Genomic DNA, 20,404 nt, shown 5'->3' on the forward strand with positions numbered 1-20,404 from the left:
TCTCGGTCCCGACAGCGCACGCCCGCAGCACGCGCTCCCGCAAATCTCTCGAATAGGCTCGGCTCATCGCGACACCCTCCACAATGGGGCAATCGCTCCAACAGCCAAGCCTCACTTCCGTTCTTCGCTCCCAACAGAAATTTGCTCTAATCGCCTTTGACCGCCAATCGCCTTTGACCGCCACACCCCCGACCGAACCGGATCATTCCGCCTTGGACAGCAGGACCTCTCCACGTTCCGTGGGCGTGGGGTGTGGCGGCGTGCCCGGAAGGACGATGCTCACCACCGTCCCCTCTCCGGGGGCGCTGCTCAGCTCGAGCCGCCCGCCGTGGGCCTCCACAAAGCGCTTGGCGAGCGGCAGCCCCAATCCCGTGCCCGAATGGGCCTTGGTCATGTAGTTGTTCACTTGGCGGAAGGGCTCCAGCGCGATCGTGATGTCCTCCGGCGACATGCCGATGCCGGTATCGGCAACCGTCAACGTCACGCAGCCATCCCCTCCACGCGCCGCGTCCACACGCACCCATCCCCCCACCGGCGTGAACTTGATGGCGTTGGACAACAGGTTCAGGACGGCCTGCCGCAGCCGGATGGCGTCGGCCGTCACCGTAAGGCCGGGTTCGACGGGGGGGCATTCCATCCGCACGCCCTTCTGACCGGCCAGCGCTTCCAACAGTTCGACGCATTCGCTCAGCAGGACAGTGACCCGCACCGGCTCCGGATACAGCTCCAAGCGCCCCGCCTCCACCTTCGCCATGTCCAGAACGTCGTTGACCAGCGACAGCAAATGCTGACCGGAAGCGTGGATGCTGGCGATGTACTCCTGATGCTTCGGTGGGCTTGGGCCGAACAGGCCGGACAGCAACGCCTCGCTGAAGCCGATGATCGCGTTCAGCGGCGTGCGCAGTTCGTGGCTCATGTTGGCCAGGAAATCGGACTTTGCGAGGTTGGCGGCCTCGGCATGCTCCTTTTCGGCCTCCAGCCGGCGGCGCTGCTCCGCCAGCATGGCCTCGCGAGCGACGCGGGCCTCGCGTTCCGCATGGCGGCGGCGACGGACATGGCGCGTCACCACCAGAGACAGGACCAGCGTCGCCAGACCGGCCCCCGCCGCACCGGCCAGAATGGTGGTGCGCGTCTGGTTCAACTGGCCGCTGATCTGCTCGAACGGGACGGCCATGATGATCGACCAGCCGGTCTGCTGCGACCGGTGAACGAGAACCAGCGCCTCCTGTCCCTCCCGCGTCGTCGCCGAAAACAGTTTCGGATGCTGTTCCATGAGCCGGGGGACCATCTGGTCCCTGACCTTCTGGCCGATATGCAGGTCGGGGTCGCGGGTCCGCGCGGCGATGACCATGGAAGGGTCGACGACCGACACCGTCCATGCCTGGGGGATTCCCGATCCGCGCAGCACGGCGCCCAACCCGTCCAGCCCGACCGCCAGCGACAGGACGTGCCGGACGGACGCGCCGGGAGGACCTTCCGGGTCCAGGATCGGCGCACGAACAATCAGCGCCGGACGTCCCGGCGGCCCTCCCGGAGGCAGAACCCCGCCGACCACCGTCCGCTGCGTGGCGACCACTTGCCGGGTCACCTCGTCCAAACGCGGTGGCGGCAGGGAAACGCCCAGCGGGTACTGGGTATGGAATCGGAGGGACATATCCTCCACCCGCACCATTCCGATCGCCAGCCAGCCCGGTTGGCTGCGCACGGCCTCCGCGGCCTCCGACTTCAGCAGGGCGAGATCGTCCACCGTGTTGCGGCTCAGCGCGGCCAGAAGCTCCAGCGGGCGGGCCTTGCTTTCCAGCTCCCGGTCGATGGCGACCATCACGGAACGGGCCTGCGCCGCCAACTCCGCCGCCAGGACGTCCTGCTGCCGGAGATCCAGAATCCAGACCACCACCGCCAGGAACAGCAGCAGCGGGGCGATGGCGGCTAGCCCCAGGCCAAGCGTCGATGAGGGCAGGCGCAAGGCACTCTCCGACCATTGACGGAAATGGAATGGCATCCGGACTGGAAAGGGGAAGGCGGTGCGCTTCCCACCCCAATGGGTCGCCCGCATCAGCCCGCCTGTCAAGCCCGTCGGTTGCCCTCCCTCCCCCCTCACCCCACCGTCGCGAGCATGCGGGCCAGTTCCACCGCCGTCTTGACGCCCATTTTCTCGAAGACGTGCGCGCGGTGCACCTCGACGGTCCGCATGCTGATCCCCAACTCGTCGGCGATGACCTTGTTCAGCTTGCCGGCCACCACCAGCCCCATCACCTGCCGTTCGCGCTGGGTCAGGGTTGCCAGCCGGGCGGCCACGCCGGCCTGCCCGGCCTGCCGCGCGCGTTCCCCGGCGTCGAAGGCCAGCGCTTCGATCACCCGGTCGACGAGGTCGTTGTCGTTGAAAGGCTTCTCCACAAAGTCGCGGGCGCCCTTCTTCAAAGCCGACACCGCGATGGGCACGTCGCCATGGCCGGTCAGGAACAGCACGGGCATCCGGCAGCCCATGGCGGACAGCCGATCGAACAGCTCCAGCCCGCTCATCCCCTCCATGCGGATGTCGAGCAGAAGGCAGCCGGTCATGGCCGGGTCGTAGTCGGCGAGAAACGCCTCCGCCGACGGCCAGGAGGCCACCGGGACGTTGCGCGACTGGAACAGCCAGCCCAGGGCGTCGCGGATCGCCTCGTCGTCATCGACGATGTGAAGCTTCGGCTCACACATCGGCCGCTCTCTCGTCGTGGGAGTCCGCCGCACCCGTCACCGATGGGTCGCACAGGACCGGCAGGGAGAAGAGGAACACGGTTCCGCCGTCCGGCGCGGGCTCGAACCACAGGCGCCCCTGATGGTGTTCGATGATGGACCGGCAGATGTTCAGGCCCATGCCCATGCCCTCGGTCTTGGTGGTGAAGAAGGGAGAAAACAGTTTTTCCGCATTTTCGGACGAAATGCCACAACCGCGGTCCTGGATGCGCGTCAGGACCGCCCCGTCGACCTCCTGCACCGTCACGCCCAGCCGGCGGCGGTCGCGACGGGTCGTCGCCATCGCTTCGATGCCGTTGCGCATCAGATTCACCGCCACCTGCTGCAGCAGGATGCGGTCGGCCATCACCGCCGGCAGGCCACGCCCCATCTCCAGCACCAGCTTCACCCCTTGCTGACGGGCGTCGGCCTCCATCAGCGCCACGCAGTCCTCCAGCACCTCGGACAGGCAGCAGGGAGCGACGTTCGGTTCGCTCTTGCGCACGAAGTCGTGGATCCGGCGGATGATCTGGCCGGCCCGCTTGGCCTGCCCGGACAGCTTCTCCAGCGCCGTCGCCAGTTCGTCCGGCCGAATGCTGCCGGCCTGGAGGCGGTTGAGGCAGCCGGTGCAATAGCTGGCGATGGCCGACAGCGGCTGGTTCAATTCGTGCGCCAGGGTGGAGGCCATCTCGCCCATGGTGATGAGCCGCGCCGTCTGCTGGAGCCGTTCCTGCTGCTGGCGGGCCAGTTCCTCCGCCCGCTTGCGCTCGGTGATGTCGAGGACGGAGCCCATCCAGCCGGTGTGCCGACCCTTGGCGTCGATCAGCGGTGCCTCGTAGATCAGCGCGTCGAACCGCTCGCCGTTGGCCCGGCGGAAGCGCAGCTCGAAGCCGTTGGCCGGCGCGTTGCCGGCCAGAACGGCGCGGAAGACCTCCTCGGTGTGAACGAGATCCTCGGGCAACCAGTAGGGCATGATTGGCCCGGCCCCCACCAGTTCCTCCGCCGACCAGCCGACCATGCGGCAGAAGGCCGGATTCACATAGATGATGCGCCCGTCCAGGTCGCGGGCGCGCATGCCCACCGTCAGGCTGTCCTCCATCGCCTTGCGGAAGGCGTGCTCGGCGCGCAGCGCCTCCTCCGCCCGGATTCGCCGGGCGATGTGGCGGCGCACCGCCCACAGGCTCCACAGGGCCGAAACGGTCAGCGCGAAGATGGCGGCGATCAGGATGTTGCGCCCGAGGTTGCCGGACAGCTGATGCAGCGTGGCGACCAGGGTCAGGCCATGCCCCGGCGGATCGAAGGGCACGACATGGCTGCGCCGGGGCTCCGGCATCGCGATGCGCGACTTGGTCCCCAGCACCGCGCCGTAGGGGTCGATGACCTCCAGCTGGTAGCGCTGGGCGAACCACCAGGGCACGTGATGGGTCAGCAGGGCGTCGATCGACAGCACGCCGGCGAGCGCGCCCGCGAACTGGTCCCCGCGGAAGATGGGGATGACGACCTCGAAGGCGGTGTCCGCGGCCCCCAGCCGGTAGGGCGCCGAATAGGCCCGCCGGCCCGAGGAGCGGGCGATCAGGAAGGCGTCGGCGCGCGGGCTGGGGCCGAAGGCGTCGTCCAGCGCCGGCCCATCGTCCACCGGCGGTTCCGACCGCACCGGCCGGCCCTGCGGGTCCAGCCGCACCACGCGCTGGATCGCCGGATTCACCGTCACGATGTGGCGCGCCATCACCGAGAAGTTCACCGGTGTGGTGTCCTCGCGCCCCAGCGATTCGGCGAGATACTGCAGCTTCTCCTCGTCGGAGGTGAGCTGGAAATGCAGGTTCTGCTCCACCCACAGCACGTCCTTGATGAGGGTGAGAGTCTCCTCCTCCCGCTCGCTGCGGTGGAGCACCCACAGGAAGACGCCGAACAGAAGGACGACCAGCGCCATCGCCACGATGGGCATGGCCTGCACCGGGCCGCGCTGGCCGAGGCCATGGGCGGCGCTGGCCGCACCGCCGGTCATGGGGGGGAGAGGTGTTGGCACGGCAACCAATATGTCACGTTCACAGCTACGGATTTCCACAATAGCGTCGGGGGAGAAATTATCGAACAATGAAAGAATATCAAAGGCCGGACTATCAGTCTGGCCAACAACAAGTGGAGGATGACCCCTATGAAGTTCGTTTCGCTGCTGTGCGCCACCGTCGCCGCCGGCTGCCTGATGGCCGCCACCGCCGCCACCGCGCAGGAGCCGATCGTCATCAAGTTCAGCCACGTCGTCGCTCCGGAGACCCCGAAGGGCAAGGGCGCCGAGAAGTTCAAGCAGCTGGCCGAGCAGCGCACCGCCGGCAAGGTGAAGGTCGAGGTCTACCCGAACAGCCAGCTCTACAAGGACAAGGAAGAGCTGGAGGCCCTGCAGCTCGGCGCCGTGCAGATGCTGGCCCCGTCGCTGGCCAAGTTCGGCCCGCTGGGCGCCAAGGAATTCGAGATTTTCGACCTGCCCTACATCTTCCCCTGCAAGGCCGCCCTGGTGAAGGTCACCACCGGCACGATCGGCAAGCAGCTGTTCCAGAAGCTGGAGAACAAGGGCATCACCGGTCTGGCCTATTGGGACAACGGCTTCAAGATCATGAGCGCCAACAAGCCGCTGCACGCCACGGCGGACTTCAAGGGCCTCAAGATGCGCATCCAGTCCTCGAAGGTGCTCGACGCGCAGATGCGCGCGCTCGGCGCCCTGCCGCAGGTGATGGCCTTCTCCGAGGTCTATCAGGCGCTGCAGACCGGCGTCGTCGACGGCACCGAGAACCCGCCGTCCAACATGTACACCCAGAAGATGCACGAGGTGCAGAGCCACGCCACGCTCTCCGACCACGGCTATCTGGGCTACGCGGTCATCGTGAACAAGAAGTTCTGGGACGGCCTGCCGGCCGACGTCCGCACCCAGCTCGACGGCGCGATGAAGGAGGCGACCGAGTACGCCAACAACATCGCCCAGGAAGAGAACGACAAGGCGCTGGAGGCGATGAAGGCCGCCGGCAAGACCAAGTTCTACGAGCTGACCAAGGACGAGCGCGCGTCGTGGCGCCAGGCCATGCTGCCGGTCCACGAGGACATGGCGTCGCGCGTCGGCAAGGAATTGCTGGCGAGCATCAAGACCGAGACCGACGCCGCCAAGTGCGAGTAACACGGTTCGGGTAACCGGGCGGCACCCCCGCCCGGTCTTTCAAGAAAACAAGACAAAAGCACGGCCTTCGGCAAGCGCCCGCGCACTCGACGCGGGCGCTTCCTCCTGCGCGCGGAGCCACCATGCCCATGAAAATCCTAGACCATCTGGAGGAGATTCTTATCGCCTTCCTGATGGCCGCGGCGACGACGATCATCTTCGTCGCTGTCGTCCACCGTTATGCGTCCGGCATCCCCGTCATCCAGGACTACATCCTGCATTGGAATCTGGCCTGGGCGCAGGAACTCTGCATCTACATGTTCGTCTGGATGGCGAAGTTCGGCGCCGCCTATGGTGTCCGCACCGGCATCCATGTGGGTGTGGACGTGCTCATCAACAAGCTGTCCGTCCCGATGCGGTCGAAGTTCATCGTGTTCGGCCTGCTGGCCGGCGCGACCTTCACCGGCGTCGTCGGCACGATGGGTTCCACCTTCGTCTGGCACATGTCGAACACCGAGCAGGTCTCGGCGGACCTGGAATGGCCGATGTGGATCATCTATCTGGCGATCCCGGTCGGCTCCTACCTGATGTGCTTCCGTTTCCTTCAGGTGATGGTCAACTTCCTGCGCACCGGCGAACTGCCGCACCACGACCACGGTCATGTCGAAGGTCTGGAGGAGGACATCACCGACCCGCAGCGCGCCGCGCAGGACGTCAACTGGTACGAGATGGACGACAACCTGCACCCGCACGACATCGCCCATCACGAGGGCCGCAAGCCCGGCAACGGCCCGGCCGCCGGCCCGACCGCCGGCCCGACCGCCGGTAAGGGACCGAAGGAGAACGACCGATGAACGCCGCCATCATCTTCGGCCTTCTGCTGGTTCTGATGCTGACCGGCATGCCGATCTCGATCTCGCTCGGCCTGACGGTTCTGACCTTCCTCTTCACCATGACCAATGTGCCGATCGAGGCCGTGGCGCTGAAGCTATTCACCGGCATCGAGAAGTTCGAGATCATGGCGATCCCGTTCTTCATCCTGGCCGGCAACTTCCTGACGCACGGCGGCGTGGCCCGCCGCATGATCAACTTCGCCACGGCGATGGTCGGCCACTGGCATGGCGGCCTCGGCCTCGCCGGCGTGATGGGCTGCGCCCTGTTCGCGGCGGTGTCGGGCTCCAGCCCGGCGACGGTGGTGGCCATCGGCTCCATCGTGCTTCCGGCGATGGTCGCCCAGGGCTTCCCGAAGCAGTTCGGCGCCGGCGTCATCACCACCTCGGGCGCGCTGGGCATCCTGATCCCGCCGTCGATCGTGATGGTGATGTACTCGGTCGCCACCAGCGGCAGCCCGCAAGCCGCTTCGGTCGGCCAGCTCTTCATGGCGGGCGTCATCCCCGGCCTGATGCTGGCGGCGGTTCTGGGCGGCGTTACCTGGTACCGCGCGCGCAAGTTCGGCTATCCGCGCCTGCCGAAGGCCAGCCTGGGCCAGCGCCTGAAGGCTCTGCGCGAAGCGATCTGGGGCCTTCTGCTGATCGTCATCGTCATCGGCGGCATCTATTCCGGCATCTTCACGCCGACCGAGGCCGCGGCGATGAGCGCCGTCTACGCCTTCATCATCGCGGTCTTCGTCTACAAGGACATGCCGCTGCGCGGCGTGCCGAAGGTGCTGCTGTCCTCGGCCAGCATGTCGGCGATGCTGCTCTACATCATCACGAACGCGGTGCTGTTCTCGTTCGTGCTGACGTCGGAGAACATCCCGCAGGGCATCGCCGATTGGATCGTCGCCCAGGGGCTGGGCGTGATCGCCTTCCTTCTGGTGACGAACATCCTTCTGCTGATGGCCGGCAACTTCATGGAGCCGTCGTCGATTGTGCTGATCATGGCGCCGATCCTGTTCCCGGTCGCCATCAAGCTGGGCATCGACCCGGTCCATTTCGGCATCATGATGGTCGTGAACATGGAGGTCGGCATGTGCCACCCGCCGGTGGGCCTGAACCTCTACGTCGCGTCGGGCATCACCAAGATGGGCATCACCGAGCTGACCGTGGCCGTCTGGCCGTGGCTGCTGGCGATGCTGGGCTTCCTGGCGCTGATCACCTACGTGCCGATCATCTCCACCTGGCTGCCGCGCGCGCTGGGGATGATGTAGTCCCCGTCCCCGGGCGAAGGCCCCTAAGAAAACCCCCTCGCCGGAGCGCTCCGGCGAGGGGGTTTCTCTTTCAGGGGAAACCAGGGGTCGTCACGCCTTCTTGACGAATTCCGACTTCAGATTCATCGCGCCGATGCCGTCGATCTTGCAGGCGATGTTGTGGCCGTCGGCCCCGTCGACCAGACGGATGTTCTTCACCTTGGTGCCGCCCTTGACGACGAGGGACGAGCCCTTGACCTTCAGATCCTTGATGACCGTCACCGCATCGCCATCGCTCAGCGCGTTCCCGTTGGCGTCCCGCACCCCCTGATCCGCCGCTGCGTCCGCGCCCGCGCCGCCTTCGGCCTGCGGGTTCCATTCATGGGCGCATTCGGGGCAGATCCACAGCATGCCGTCCTGATAGACATGCTCGGAGTTGCATTTCGGGCACTTCAATCCGTCGTCCATATCATCCTCGCCGTTCGGGAGCGGCATCCTAGTGCGGCGAGGCGAAATCCGGAAACGCAACTTGCCTGCGGCGGGTAGGAAACGCTCGCCGCAGGCAACCTGTGTTTCATTGAAAGCCGCTTATGCCGCCTTGATCGAGGCCAGGAACTTCTGCACCTCGTCGCGCAGATCGACGAAGCGCGCCTGAAGGGTCTGCGCGACTTCCACCGACTGGCGGGCCGCCGTCGCCACCTCCGACGAGGCGCCGGAGGCGACCGCGATGCTGCGGGTCACGGTGTCGGCCTCGCCGGCCACCGTGCGGACCCTCTCGGCGATTTCGCCGGTCGCGGTCAACTGCTCCTCGACCGCCGCGGCGATCTCCGTCGAGCGCTGGCTGAGTTGCCCGATGGTTTCGGTGATGGCGCCGATGGCGGAGACGGTTTCCTTGGTGACGGACTGGATGGCGCCGATCTGGGTAGCGATCTCCTCCGTCGCCTTGGCGGTCTGGCTGGCCAGATTCTTCACCTCGCTCGCCACCACGGCGAAGCCCTTGCCGGCCTCCCCGGCGCGGGCAGCCTCGATCGTTGCGTTCAGGGCCAGCAGGTTGGTCTGGCCGGCGATGGAGGTGATGAGGCTGGTGATCTCGCCGATCTTCGCGGCGCCGGCGGCCAGCGCCTCCACCGTCTTGCGGCTGGCGTCGGCGCGGTCGATGGCCTGGGCGGACATGGCGACCGACTGCTTCACGCTCTCGGCGATGCTGCGGATCGATTGGGTGAGTTGCTCCGCCGCCGCGCTGGCGGTCTGGACGGTGCGGCTGGTCTCATCGGCGGCGCCGGCCACCGAGGCGTTGCACTGATCGGCGCGCAGCGCGCTGTCCAGCATGCTGCCGGCGCTGCCCTTCATCTGCGAGGCGGCGGTGGAGGCCTCGCCGACCGTCGCCTGGACCGAGCGGTCGAAGGCGGCGGCGAGGCGGGTCAGCCGTTCCCCCCGATGCGCCTCCTCCGCCTGCCGGGCCAGCTTCTCGGCTTCGAGCTGTTGGCGGTGCTGGGCGTTCTGGCGGAGCATGTCGATGGTGCGGGCCATCGCCCCCATCTCGTCGCGGCGGTCCAGCGCCGGCACGGCGACCGCGTAGTCGCCCTGGGCCAGCCGCCCGACCATCGCGGTGATCTGCATCAGCGGGCGCGTGATGGCCGAGACGACGATGTAGAGCGCCGCCATGATGGCGAGGAACGCCACCGCCCCGACGGCGATCTGGGTCGCCGCGTCGGCGGTCACCCGCGCCTCCACCCGGTCCGTGCGCAAGCGCAGGACGAACTCGCCGATGGTCTTGCGCTGCCCGGCCTGCCCGCCGACGATCGGCTTCACCACCTCGATGAAGCCTTTCGCTGCTTTGGTGTCGCCGACCTCGGCCACCACCTTGGCCTTGTCGTCGCGCACCTGGGCGCCGAGGAAATCGGGATCGGAGGACGGCGCCTTGGCGACCTCGCGCACCTGCTCAGTGTCGAAGTCGTAGAGCGGGATCGCCGCCGCGCGGGCCTGCAGCGACGCCACCATGTCGGCGCGTGCCGCCAGCGTCTCATTGGCTTGGTTGGCCGAGCCGTGCACGCCCCAGGCGATGGCCAGCACCTGATAGATCAGCAGCACGCCGCCGATCAGCAGCATCGCCCGCAGGCGCAGCCCCAAACCACCGCCTTGATTCCCGCTGTCCGGCATCGCGTCTGCCGCCCCGCTGACCGTCATGATCCGCCCTTTTTCCTTGCTGAACAACCGGTTGCCGAGGTCGGCGCCCGACGACGCCCGCCGTGGCGTCACTGGGTCGCCTTGAACCCGGCTTCGAGCTTCGCCAGAACCGCCGCGGCGTCCGGGGTCTTCTTCGAAACGACGATGTAGACGTCCAGACTCTGGACCGGCGTCGCCTTCAGGTCGGGAAGCGTCTTACCTCCCAGCGCCTGCTGCATCGGCAACGAGTATTGCAGCAGCGTCGGCGCCCGCCCGGCCTGGAGAAGCTGGAGCGCCTGATCGGCGGTGCGCGCATCGACCATCTGCACCTTGTTGGCCGGGTCCTCCATCCAGGCGCGCCAGCCGCCGTAGGAATAGCCGTTCAGCGCGATGACCGCCTTGCCCGACAGATCCTCCTTCGCCTTCACCGCCGGGGCTTCGCCGAGGCCATAGGCGTTCAGTTCGATCCGGGCGATGGGGGCGGCGCTGATCAGCGTGGAGCCGTCGAACTCCTTGACCGTTCGAATGCCCAGGAAAATGTTGAACTCGCCCTCCGCGATGCCGGAGAAGAGACGGCGGGCCGGGGCCGATTCGGCGGTGTAGGCGATGCCGGCGGCCTTGGCGGCCTTGTCGAACGATTCGATCAGGCTGCCCTTCGCGGCCCCGCCGTCGGTCTGGGTGTAGGGCGGGAATTCCACATAGCCGAGCTTGACGCCGTCCGCCCGCGCCGTGGCGATCCCCGGAGCGGCCATACCGGCAACCGCTCCGATCATGGCTCCGATCAGGCTGGCGAACACCCCGGCCCGCAGCGTCCGCCGGGCGCCTCCGGCAACATTCGCGATCATACGGCTTCCCCTTGCTGTGTCGTTCCGTGCGCGCGGCGGGGCAAGCGCCGCCTTATGAGAGTATTTTTCGGAAAACATACATCTTTCCGCGACGCACCTCCACAAGGATAGGGCTGCAACATTGAAATCTCATGGCAGTCCTTAAACAATCCTGACCGGTTGCGGAAAGCCGAACGCCGGACATAAGCTGACCACCGTTCCCCCCGCCGAGGCGTCCTTCCGTGAACTCCGTCTTCCTGCCGACCGCCTGCCCGCACGATTGCCCCAGCACCTGCGCCCTCGAAGTGGAACAGGTCGCGCCGGACCGCATCGGCAAGGTCCGCGGGGCCGCCGCCAACAGCTACACGGCGGGCGTCATCTGCGCGAAGGTCAGCCGCTACGCGGAGCGCGTCCATTCCCCCGACCGGTTGAGGACGCCCCTGCGGCGCACCGGCCCCAAGGGGTCCGGCCAATGGGCGGAAATCGGCTGGGACGAGGCGCTGGACCGCATCGCCGACGCCTTCCTGGACGCCGAGCGGGTCCATGGCGCGGAAGCCGTCTGGCCCTACTTCTACGCCGGCACCATGGGGCTGGTGCAGCGCGGCGCCATCCAGCGGCTGCGCCACGCGAAGGGCTATTCCCGGCAGATCAGCACGGTCTGCGACACGCCGGCCAACATGGGCTGGCTGGCCGGCCACGGCGACATCCGCGGCGCCGACCCCCGCGAGATGGCAGACAGCGACCTGATCGTGAACTGGGGCGGCAACCCGGTGGCGACCCAGGTCAACGTGATGACCCATGTCAGCCGAGCCCGCAAGGGCCGCGGGGCGACGCTGGTCACCATCGACCCCTACCGCACCGGCACGGCGGAGGTGTCGGACCTCCACCTGATGCTGCGCCCCGGCACCGACGGCGCGCTGGCCTGCGCGGTGATGCACGTCCTGTTCCGCGAGGGTCTGGCCGACCGCGCCTATCTCGACCGCTACACCGCCGGGGCGGAGCGGTTGGAGGCCCATCTCGCCACCCGGACGCCCGAATGGGCGGCGGCGATCACCGGCCTGACGGTGGAGGAGATCGTCGGCTTTGCCCGCCTCTACGGCGCCACCAAGCGCAGCTATCTGCGGCTGGGCTACGGGCTGACGCGCGGCCACAACGGGGCGGCCCAGATGCATGCGGTGTCCTGCCTGCCGGTGGTCACCGGCGCCTGGGCACACAAGGGCGGCGGGGCGCTCTACTGCTCGTCGGGCATCTACAGCATCGACCGCACCCTGTCGGAGGGGCTGGACCGGCTGGACAGCTCGGCGCGCGGCTTCGACCAGTCGCGCATCGGCGCGGTGCTGACCGGGGAGGACATCAAGAGCGGCCCGCCGGTCACCGCCATGCTGATCCAGAACACCAACCCGGCGGCGATCTGCCCGGACAGCGCCCGCGTGCGCCGCGGCTTCCTGCGCGACGACCTGTTCGTGGCGGTGCACGAGCAGTTCATGACCGACACGGCGCAACTCGCCGACATCGTCATCCCCGCCACCACCTTTCTGGAGCATGACGACCTCTACCGCGGCGGCGGGCAGATGCACATCCTGATCGGCCGCAAGGTGATCGAGCCGCAGTTCGAGGCGCGCGAGAACCACTGGGTGATTTCCGAACTCGCCCGCCGCGTCGGCGCCGAGCATCCGGGCTTCGCCATGAGCGCGCTGGAGATCATCGACTCCATGCTGAAGACCTCCGGCCTGACCGACGCCGCCACCCTGACGGAGCGGCGCTGGATCGACGCCCAGCCGGATTTCGAGACCTCGCATTTCCTGAACGGCTTCGCCTTCCCGGACGGGCGCTTCCGCTTCGCGCCCGACTGGGCGGCGCTCGGCCCTTACGGCGCCGGCCAGTTGCCGGAGTTGCCGGACCACATGGCGCCGGGCCGCCCGGCCGACACCGAGCATCCCTTCCGCCTCGTCACCGCCCCGGCGCGGCAGTTCCTCAATTCCAGCTTCACCGAGACGGTGACCGCCCAGCGCCGCGAAGGCCGTCCCACCGTTCTGATCCATCCCGAGGACGCAGCGGACCTCATCCTGGCCGAAGGCGACGCCGTGCGCCTCGGCAACGGGCTGGGCAGCGTCGTCGTCCACGCCAAGCCCTTCGCTGGCGTGCCGCGCGGGGTAGTGATCGTGGAGGGCATCTGGCCGAACAGCGCCTTCCTGGAGGGGATCGGCATCAACACTCTGACCTCGCCCGAGCCGATCCCCCCGGCGGGCGGCGCCGCCTTCCACGACACGGCAGTGTGGCTGCGCGCCGCGTGACGTGGCCACGGCCTCCCATCACCGGACATGATCCGTCCCATCTGAACAAATCATTTTTCACGATGGCCGGACTGCCCTAGCCTTCCTCCGCGGATCACCGAAAGCGGAGGGCGGCGCGATGCCGGTTCACAGCAGTCTGACCCAGCGCCTGGGCCTGTCCCACCCCATCGTCCAGGCCCCGATGGCCGGGGGCGCCGACACGGCGGACCTCGTCGCTGCGGTGGGCGAGGCGGGCGGCATAGGCTTCATCGGGGCGGCCTATCTATCCCCGGACCAGATCGCCGAGCGGGCGCGGGCGATCCGCGCCCGGACCGCCCGCCCCTTCGGGATCAATCTGTTCGCCCCCCTGCCCGCGCCGGACGCACCGGACGCCGGCCGGATGGACGCGGCGGTCGCCCGCATCGCGCGCTACCACGCCGATCTCTGCCTGCCCGCCCCCGGTACGCCGGCTTTGGGCGCCGATGGCTTCGCCGCCCAACTGGCCGCGGCGCTGGACTGCGGGGCGTCGGCCTTCAGCTTCACCTTCGGCATCCCGCCCGCCGACGCGCTCGCCGCCATCAGGGCGCGGGGCATGCTCCTGATCGGCACAGCGACCGGCGTCGAGGAGGCCATTGCGTTGGAACAAGCCGGCATGGACGCCGTGATCGCCCAGGGCGCGGAGGCCGGAGGACACCGCGGCAGCTTCGCCACCGGTCCGGAAGAGGTGGATTTCGCCGCCGGACTGGTCGGCACCATGGCGCTCGTCCCACAGGTGGTCGACGCGGTGGACCTTCCCGTGCTGGCGTCCGGCGGCATCATGGACGGGCGCGGCGTCGCGGCGGCGCTGGCTCTGGGCGCCGCCGGGGTGCAGATGGGCACCGCTTTCCTGACCTGCGCGGAGGCCGGCATCCCCGAGGCACACAAGCGGGCGATCCTCGACGCCCGCGAGACGCAGACCCGCGTGACCCGCGCCTTCTCGGGCCGTCCGGCGCGCGGGATCGTCAACCGCGTCATGGAGGACATCGCTGACGGCGACGCCCTTCCCTTCCCCTTGCAGAACACGCTGACCCGTCCGATGCGCACCGCCGCGGCTCAGCAGGGGCGGGCGGAGTTCCTCTCGCTGTGGGCCGGTCAGGGGGTACGGCTGGCGCGGCGGCAGACGGCGGCGGAGCTGATGGCGCGGCTGGTGGACGAAACCGACGCCGCGGTCCGACGCCTGACCGGCTGTTCCTGACGGCCGGCGGTTAACCCGCCACCGTCCCCTCCGCGCAAACGCGGTTGCGCCCGCCGCGCTTGGCGGTGTAGAGCGCCTCGTCGGCGCGGCGCATCAGGGCCAGCAGGTCCTCGCCGGCGCGGTATTCGGCCGCCCCGACCGACAGAGTGACCGAGCCGTAATTGGCGTTGCGCGACCGGTTGATGATCTGCCGCGACCCCACGGAGGCGCGAAGCTGCTCGGCCAGCTTCACGGCGTTCTGAAGCCCAGTGTGCGGCAGGATGACGCTGAACTCCTCGCCGCCGTAACGGGCGACGGTGTCGCGCCCCTTCACCCCTTCGGTCAGCACTTTGGCGACCAGCTTCAGCACATGGTCGCCGACGAGATGGCCGTGGGTGTCGTTGAAGCGCTTGAAATGGTCGATGTCCACCATCAGCAGGGTCATCGGCATTCCGGTCTGCACCGCCTCCTCCGCAGCGGAGGCCAGCGCCAGATCGAAGCCACGCCGGTTGGCGATTCCGGTCAACCCGTCGGTCATCGCCTCGCGACGCGCGGAATCCAGGACGACGCGCAACTCGGCCAACTGCTGACTGGATTCGAGAAGCTGGCTCTGCAGGCGGGTCTGGCGGTCCACGATGGCGGTCGTCTCCGCCGCGATGGCCGCCACCATGGCGCGCAGCTCGGCCAAGCTCATCGGCTGGTCCAGCTCCCCCCGGAAACCGGCCAGTGCCTGCCCGTAACGGTCGGTCTCCGAGCCGACGCTGCCCAGCTGATCAAGGATGCGGCCCAGGGCGACGCGCGCCCGTTCCGACGTTTCGCGGATCGCCTGGGCTTCGGCGTCGAGCGTGAAAAAGCGCTTGTACAGTTCGTCGCAATGGCCCTGCGACAGCGTGGCGCCGTCACGCTGAGCCAGTTCGATGGCGCGCGTCAGGTCCGGGTTCTGCCCGCCGAAATAGGCGTACCAGAGGGTAAAGTTCTCCGGGTTCGGCAGAAGCCCATGGACGGCGATCCGATCCATGGCGCGGCTCGCGAGAATCCGCGCCGTCTCGAAATCTTCTTCGCCCGCCATTGCCGCCGCCTTTCCACTGCTCATAGGGGAAAAAGGCTACCGCAGCGGGAAAGAGGCGGGCAAGCAACTTTCGGATAGGGTTATTATAATACGGTGAAAGGCAAATTTACTTGCCGTTTCATCAGTTGCACTGTCCCACGGATTTCTCGGCGCACACCGTCGTGCCGTCGATCCAGGTGGCGCCCGACAAATCGGCGTGCCGCAGGTCCGCACCACCCAGCCGCGCCCCGGTGAAGTCGGCCTTTTGCAGGATGGCGTTCACCAGCTTCGCGTTGCGCAGGTCCGCTTCCTTCAGGGATGCCCCGGTCAGGTCGGCGCGGGTGAAATCGGCCTCGATCAGGCGGGCGCCGTCCAGCTTCACCCCCGGCATGGTGGCGCTGAAGAACTTCGCGCGATAGCCGTCGGTCTCCGACAGGTCGGCATCCTTCAGCGTGGTCCGCTGGAAGGTGGCGTCGCGAAGCATCGCCCCGGCCAGTTTCACAGACGACAGATCGCGCCCGTCGAAGTAGCAACGGCGCCAGTTCACCTTCGGCTGAGCCGGATCGGTGCATTCGGCCAATGCGGCGGAGGGGACCAGGGCGGTGCCCAGGAAGGTGGCAAGTACCGCGAAGGCGGCGAAAATTGTCGTCTTCATGCGCCAACAGATAGTGTCGCGCGGGCCGAATAACAAAGGGTCCGGCGCAACAAAAGGCCGTGGCAGGCAGCGACCTACCGTCACGCCCCCTTCGGTGTGCGCAGCCCGACCGACCGACCGGCCTGCGGCGGCACGGGCAGAGCGGCGTGCTCCGCCACGGCGCGGGCCAGCCGCTCCGCGGCGTCCGGAGCCAGCGGCACCGACCGGCGCTCCGCCAGATCCACATGGACCAGAACGAATTCCGCCGTGGCGGCGAGGAATCCGTCTTCCTCATGGCGCATTTCATGAAACAGATGCAGCCGTTTGGCGTCCGCGCCCAGGACAAGGGACGTGAAGGTCAGGCCGTCGCCCTCCGTCACCTCGCGGGCATAGGTCAGGTGCGCCTCCACCGCGAACATCGACCGCCCCTCGCCCTCCGCATAGGCCTTGCCGATCCCGAAATGGTCGAGCACGGCATCGGTCGCATGATCGAAGGCGAGCAGATAGTAGGCCACGTTCATGTGGCCGTTGTAGTCGATCCACTCCGGGCGGACGGTTTCCCGGTGCAGGCGAAGCGGGGTGGGCGAATGGTTCATGCCTTCAAGGATAAGCGATGCCGCCACGCTTTGGGAACCGGCTTGGATGGTCAGCCGGGCCGGTTCCGACCATCCTGAAGGCGCCTCCTTCCCCGTCGTAACGCAGGAAAGGAGGCGATGCCCCGCTTCAGGCGGCCCGCATCACACGCTGAAGTATTTCGCCCGCGGATGATGCAGGACGATGGCGGACGTGCTCTGCTCCGGGTGGAGCTGGTGCTCGTCGGACATCTCCACGCCGATCCGCCCGGCGTCGAGGAGCTTCAGAAGCTGCTCCTGGTCGGCGAGGTTCGGGCAGGCCGGGTAGCCGAAGCTGTAGCGGCTGCCGCGGTAGACCTGCTGCAGCAGCTTCTCCTTGTCGCGGCTGTCCTCGGCACCGTAGCCCAGCTCGGCGCGGATGCGGGCGTGGACATACTCCGCCATGGCCTCGGTCATCTCCACCGACAGGCCGTGCAGGTAGAGATAGTCCTGGTAGCGGTTCTCGGCGAACCACTCCCGCGCCACCTCGGCGCAATGCTGGCCCATGGTGACGATCTGAAGACCCAGCACGTCGCGCTCGCCGTCGTTCACGTCGCGCAGGAAGTCGGCGATGCACTCGCCGTCCTCCTTGCCCTGACGCGGCAGGGTGAAGCGGGCGACCTCGCTGGTCCCGTCCTCGGCGAACAGGATGACGTCGTTGCCCTCGGCCGCCGCCTTCCAGTAGCCGTAGACCGCCTGAGGCCGCAGGATCTCTTCCTTCGCGGCGATCTTAAGGATGCGGTCGAGCACCGGGCGAAGCTCCTTCTTCGCCCACTCCTTGAACTCCTCGAAGGACTTGCCGTCCTTCCGGTAGCCCCACTGGAGCTGGTAGAGCATGCGCTCGTTCAGGTAGGTCACCAGCGTCTTCAGCGGCACATGCTCGATGACCTTCGGCCCCCAGAAGGGCGGAGTCGGCACCGGCACGCCCTCGGCGAGGCGGGCGCGGCGGGCGCGGATGGCGTCCTTGTCCACCGGGCCGACGGCGGCGCTGGTCGCCTGCCCCAGCACGCGGCGGCGGTTGACCGCCCGGCCCGACCGCTTGGCCTGCTGGATGGCGAGCTGCTGGTCGAAGCTGCCGCCCACCACCTGGTCCATCAGGGTCAACCCGTCGAAAGCGTCCCCGGCATAGGCCACGCGGCCCGAGCCGTAGGAGGCCACGCAGTCCGTCTCCACATAGGCGCGGGTCAGGGCGGCGCCGCCGAGCAGGACCGGAACCTCCAGCCCCTCGCGGGTCATCTCCTCCAGATTCTCGCGCATGACGACGGTGGATTTCACCAGCAGGCCGGACATGCCGACGGCGTCGGCCTTGTGCTCCTTCGCCGCCTGGATGATCGCGCCGATCGGCTGCTTGATGCCCAGATTGACGACCTTGTAGCCGTTGTTGGTCAGGATGATGTCCACGAGGTTCTTGCCGATGTCGTGGACGTCGCCCTTCACGGTGGCTAGCACCATGGTGCCCTTCTGCTGGCCGTCCAGCTTCTCCATGTGCGGCTCCAGCCACGCCACGGCGGCCTTCATGGTCTCCGCCGATTGGAGCACGAAGGGAAGCTGCATCTTGCCGGCGCCGAACAGCTCGCCCACCACCTTCATGCCGTCGAGCAGGTAGGTGTTGATGATCTCCAGCGGCGGGTGGGTCTTCATCGCCTCGGCGAGATCGTCCTCCAACCCGGTGCGGTCGCCGTCGACGATGCGCTCCTTCAGCCGCTCCTCGACCGTCTCGGCGCGGGCCTTCTTCTTGGCGTCCGCGGCCTTGCGGCCCTCGAACAGGGCGATGAAGGCCTGGAGCGGGTCGTAGCCTTCCGCGCGGCGGTCGAAGATCAGATCCTCGGCGGTCTTGACCTCGGTCTCGGGGATCTGGTGCAGCGGCATGATCTTCGACACATGCACGATGGCGCCGGTCATGCCGCGCTTCACCGCATGGTCGAGGAAGACCGAGTTCAGAACGTGGCGCGCCGCCGCGTTGAGGCCGAAGGAGACGTTGGACAGGCCCAGGATGATCTGGCAGCCGGGCATCTCGCGGCTGATCGCCTCGATGCCTTCCAGCGTCCAGATGGCCAGCTTGCGGTCGTCCTCGTTGCCGGTGGCGATGGTGAAGGTCAGCGGGTCGAACAGCAGGTCGTGGGCCGGCAGGCCGAACTCGTTGACCGCGAGATCATAGAGGCGCTTGGCGATGGCGAGCTTGCGCTCCGGCGTCTTCGCCATGCCCTCCTCATCGATGGTCAGCGCGATCACCGCCGCACCGAACTTCTTGGCCAGCGCGAGGCGCTTGCGGGCCGGCTCCTCGCCGTCCTCGAAGTTGATCGAGTTGATGATCGCCTTGCCGCCGTAGAGCGCCAGCGCCTTCTCCAGCACGATGTATTCGGTGGAGTCGATGACCAGAGGGGCGGTGACCGAGCCGGCGAAGCGCTGCACGACGGCCTTCATCTCCGCCACCTCGTCGCGGCCGACGAAGGCGGTGCAGACGTCCAGCGTGTGCGAGCCTTCCTTCACCTGCTCGCGGGCCATCTCGACGCAGCCGTCCCAGTCGTTCTTCTCCTGAAGCTCGCGCCACTTCTTGGAGCCGTTGGCGTTGCAGCGCTCGCCGATGGCGAAGAAGGCGTTTTCCTGGCGCAGCGTGACCTGGGAGTAGAGCGAGGCGACCGCGGGCACCCAATGGACCGTGCGGCCCTTCGGGTTCGGGCGGTGCGACCCGGCCGGGGCCAGCTTGCGCAGCATCTGATTGGCCGCCGCGATGTGCGGGACGTTGGTGCCGCAGCAGCCGCCGACGAGGTTCACCCCGTCCTCGGTCACGAACCGCTCCAGCCAATGGGCGAAGTCGTCGGCACGCAACGGATAGTGGGTCTTGCCGTCGACCAGTTCCGGCAGGCCGGCGTTCGGCTGCACGGAGACGAGGCCCGGCCAGTTCTGGCTCAGCCACTTCACATGCTCGCTCATCTCCAGCGGGCCGGTGGCGCAGTTCAGCCCCATCAGCGGCACGTCCAGCGCCTGGATCACCGTGGCCGCTGCGGCGATGTCGGTGCCGACCAGCAGCGTGCCCGTGGTCTCCACCGTCACCTGGACGAAGACGGGCGTGTCGGACCCGGCCTCGGCGCGGGCGCGCTTGATGCCGTTGACGGCGGCCTTGATCTGCAACGGGTCCTGGCAGGTCTCGACCAGGATGGCGTCGGCGCCCCCGGCGATCAGACCCGCGGCCTGGACGAAGAAGCTGTCCTCAAGATCCTGATAGGGAATGTGGCCCAGGCTGGGCAGCTTGGTGCCCGGCCCGACCGACCCGATGACGAAGCGCGGCAGCCCGTCCGTGAAGGTCTCCGCCGCCTCGCGCGCCAGTTCGACCGCGCGCTGGTTGATCTCGAACGCCTTCTCCGAGATCCCGAACTCGCCCAGCGTCACCGGGGAGGCGCCGAAGGTGTCCGTCTCCACCATGTCCGCGCCGGCCTCGAAATAGCCGCGGTGTATCTCCCGCACGATGTCCGGGCGCGACAGCGGTAGGATGTCGGTGCAGTTCTCGTGCCCCCAGTAGTCCTTCTCCACATCGAGATCGAGCGCCTGGATGCGGCTGCCGAACCCGCCGTCGCAGAGCAGGACGCGGTCGCGGAGAGTGTCGAGAATGTGCGGCATGGGAAGGGTCTGGTCCGTTTCGGAAG

At 67.8% G+C, this 20,404-nt stretch carries 15 protein-coding genes; 5 read left to right on the forward strand and 10 right to left on the reverse strand.

Going from position 1 to position 20,404, the window contains the following annotated elements:
- Positions 1–202: 202 nt before the first annotated feature.
- The 3 genes from AC1DVI_RS21190 to AC1DVI_RS21200 all read right to left on the reverse strand — a co-directional run bounded on the left by AC1DVI_RS21190 (position 203) and on the right by AC1DVI_RS21200 (position 4,723).
- Positions 203–1,966, reverse strand: a complete 1,764-nt coding sequence (locus tag AC1DVI_RS21190) for a sensor histidine kinase (protein WP_476959652.1) — start codon at positions 1,964–1,966, stop codon at positions 203–205.
- Between the two features lie 131 nt (positions 1,967–2,097).
- On the reverse strand, positions 2,098–2,700 hold the full coding sequence (locus AC1DVI_RS21195) for a response regulator transcription factor (RefSeq protein WP_476959653.1): 603 nt from the start codon (positions 2,698–2,700) through the stop codon (positions 2,098–2,100).
- Positions 2,693–4,723 (reverse strand): sensor histidine kinase, encoded by a 2,031-nt coding sequence (locus tag AC1DVI_RS21200; RefSeq protein WP_476959654.1) that lies wholly within the window; start codon positions 4,721–4,723, stop codon positions 2,693–2,695. The genes AC1DVI_RS21195 and AC1DVI_RS21200 overlap by 8 nt, the downstream gene beginning before the upstream one ends.
- A 150-nt stretch (positions 4,724–4,873) precedes the next feature.
- On the opposite strand from AC1DVI_RS21200, the gene AC1DVI_RS21205 reads away from it, so the two are divergent.
- The 3 genes from AC1DVI_RS21205 to AC1DVI_RS21215 all read left to right on the forward strand — a co-directional run bounded on the left by AC1DVI_RS21205 (position 4,874) and on the right by AC1DVI_RS21215 (position 8,012).
- Positions 4,874–5,884 carry a TRAP transporter substrate-binding protein gene (locus tag AC1DVI_RS21205; RefSeq protein ID WP_454018542.1) on the forward strand — a complete coding sequence of 337 codons (1,011 nt, stop codon included), beginning with the start codon at positions 4,874–4,876 and terminating at the stop codon, positions 5,882–5,884.
- A gap of 122 nt (positions 5,885–6,006) precedes the next feature.
- Entirely contained in the window at positions 6,007–6,717 is a 711-nt protein-coding gene (locus AC1DVI_RS21210; RefSeq protein WP_476959655.1) for a TRAP transporter small permease, read from the forward strand.
- Positions 6,714–8,012: a TRAP transporter large permease gene (locus AC1DVI_RS21215; RefSeq protein ID WP_476959656.1), complete on the forward strand. Its 1,299-nt coding sequence runs from the start codon at positions 6,714–6,716 to the stop codon at positions 8,010–8,012. The genes AC1DVI_RS21210 and AC1DVI_RS21215 overlap by 4 nt, the downstream gene beginning before the upstream one ends.
- A 90-nt stretch (positions 8,013–8,102) precedes the next feature.
- On the opposite strand, the gene AC1DVI_RS21220 is transcribed toward AC1DVI_RS21215, so the two are convergent.
- The 3 genes from AC1DVI_RS21220 to AC1DVI_RS21230 form a co-directional block, all read right to left on the reverse strand.
- On the reverse strand, positions 8,103–8,459 hold the full coding sequence (locus AC1DVI_RS21220) for a zinc ribbon domain-containing protein YjdM (RefSeq protein WP_038527454.1): 357 nt from the start codon (positions 8,457–8,459) through the stop codon (positions 8,103–8,105).
- A gap of 120 nt (positions 8,460–8,579) precedes the next feature.
- The gene (locus AC1DVI_RS21225) at positions 8,580–10,178 is read right to left on the reverse strand and encodes a methyl-accepting chemotaxis protein (protein WP_476959657.1); all 1,599 of its coding nucleotides are present in this window, start codon (positions 10,176–10,178) and stop codon (positions 8,580–8,582) included.
- 68 nt (positions 10,179–10,246) lie between these two features.
- A complete protein-coding gene (locus AC1DVI_RS21230) occupies positions 10,247–11,002 on the reverse strand; it encodes a hypothetical protein (protein ID WP_476959658.1) in 756 nt (251 codons plus the stop codon).
- Between the two features lie 221 nt (positions 11,003–11,223).
- Between AC1DVI_RS21230 and AC1DVI_RS21235 the strand changes: the two genes are divergently transcribed.
- Positions 11,224–13,275, forward strand: coding sequence for a molybdopterin oxidoreductase family protein (locus tag AC1DVI_RS21235; RefSeq protein WP_476959659.1), 2,052 nt, complete (start codon positions 11,224–11,226; stop codon positions 13,273–13,275).
- A 118-nt stretch (positions 13,276–13,393) separates the two neighbouring features.
- Entirely contained in the window at positions 13,394–14,488 is a 1,095-nt protein-coding gene (locus tag AC1DVI_RS21240) for an NAD(P)H-dependent flavin oxidoreductase (RefSeq protein WP_476959660.1), read from the forward strand.
- Positions 14,489–14,498: 10 nt separating this feature from the next.
- Here the strand turns inward: AC1DVI_RS21240 and AC1DVI_RS21245 are convergent, their stop codons facing one another.
- The 4 genes from AC1DVI_RS21245 to metH all read right to left on the reverse strand — a co-directional run bounded on the left by AC1DVI_RS21245 (position 14,499) and on the right by metH (position 20,378).
- Positions 14,499–15,536: a GGDEF domain-containing protein gene (locus AC1DVI_RS21245; protein WP_476959661.1), complete on the reverse strand. Its 1,038-nt coding sequence runs from the start codon at positions 15,534–15,536 to the stop codon at positions 14,499–14,501.
- A 121-nt stretch (positions 15,537–15,657) separates the two neighbouring features.
- A complete protein-coding gene (locus AC1DVI_RS21250; RefSeq protein WP_476959662.1) occupies positions 15,658–16,170 on the reverse strand; it encodes a pentapeptide repeat-containing protein in 513 nt (170 codons plus the stop codon).
- Positions 16,171–16,250: 80 nt separating this feature from the next.
- Positions 16,251–16,745 (reverse strand): thioesterase family protein, encoded by a 495-nt coding sequence (locus AC1DVI_RS21255; RefSeq protein WP_149163610.1) that lies wholly within the window; start codon positions 16,743–16,745, stop codon positions 16,251–16,253.
- A 141-nt stretch (positions 16,746–16,886) separates the two neighbouring features.
- Positions 16,887–20,378 carry a methionine synthase gene (gene metH / locus AC1DVI_RS21260; protein ID WP_476959663.1) on the reverse strand — a complete coding sequence of 1,164 codons (3,492 nt, stop codon included), beginning with the start codon at positions 20,376–20,378 and terminating at the stop codon, positions 16,887–16,889.
- Positions 20,379–20,404: the final 26 nt, after the last annotated feature.

The sequence above is a fragment of the Azospirillum sp. P4_B5 genome, from assembly GCF_056402275.1.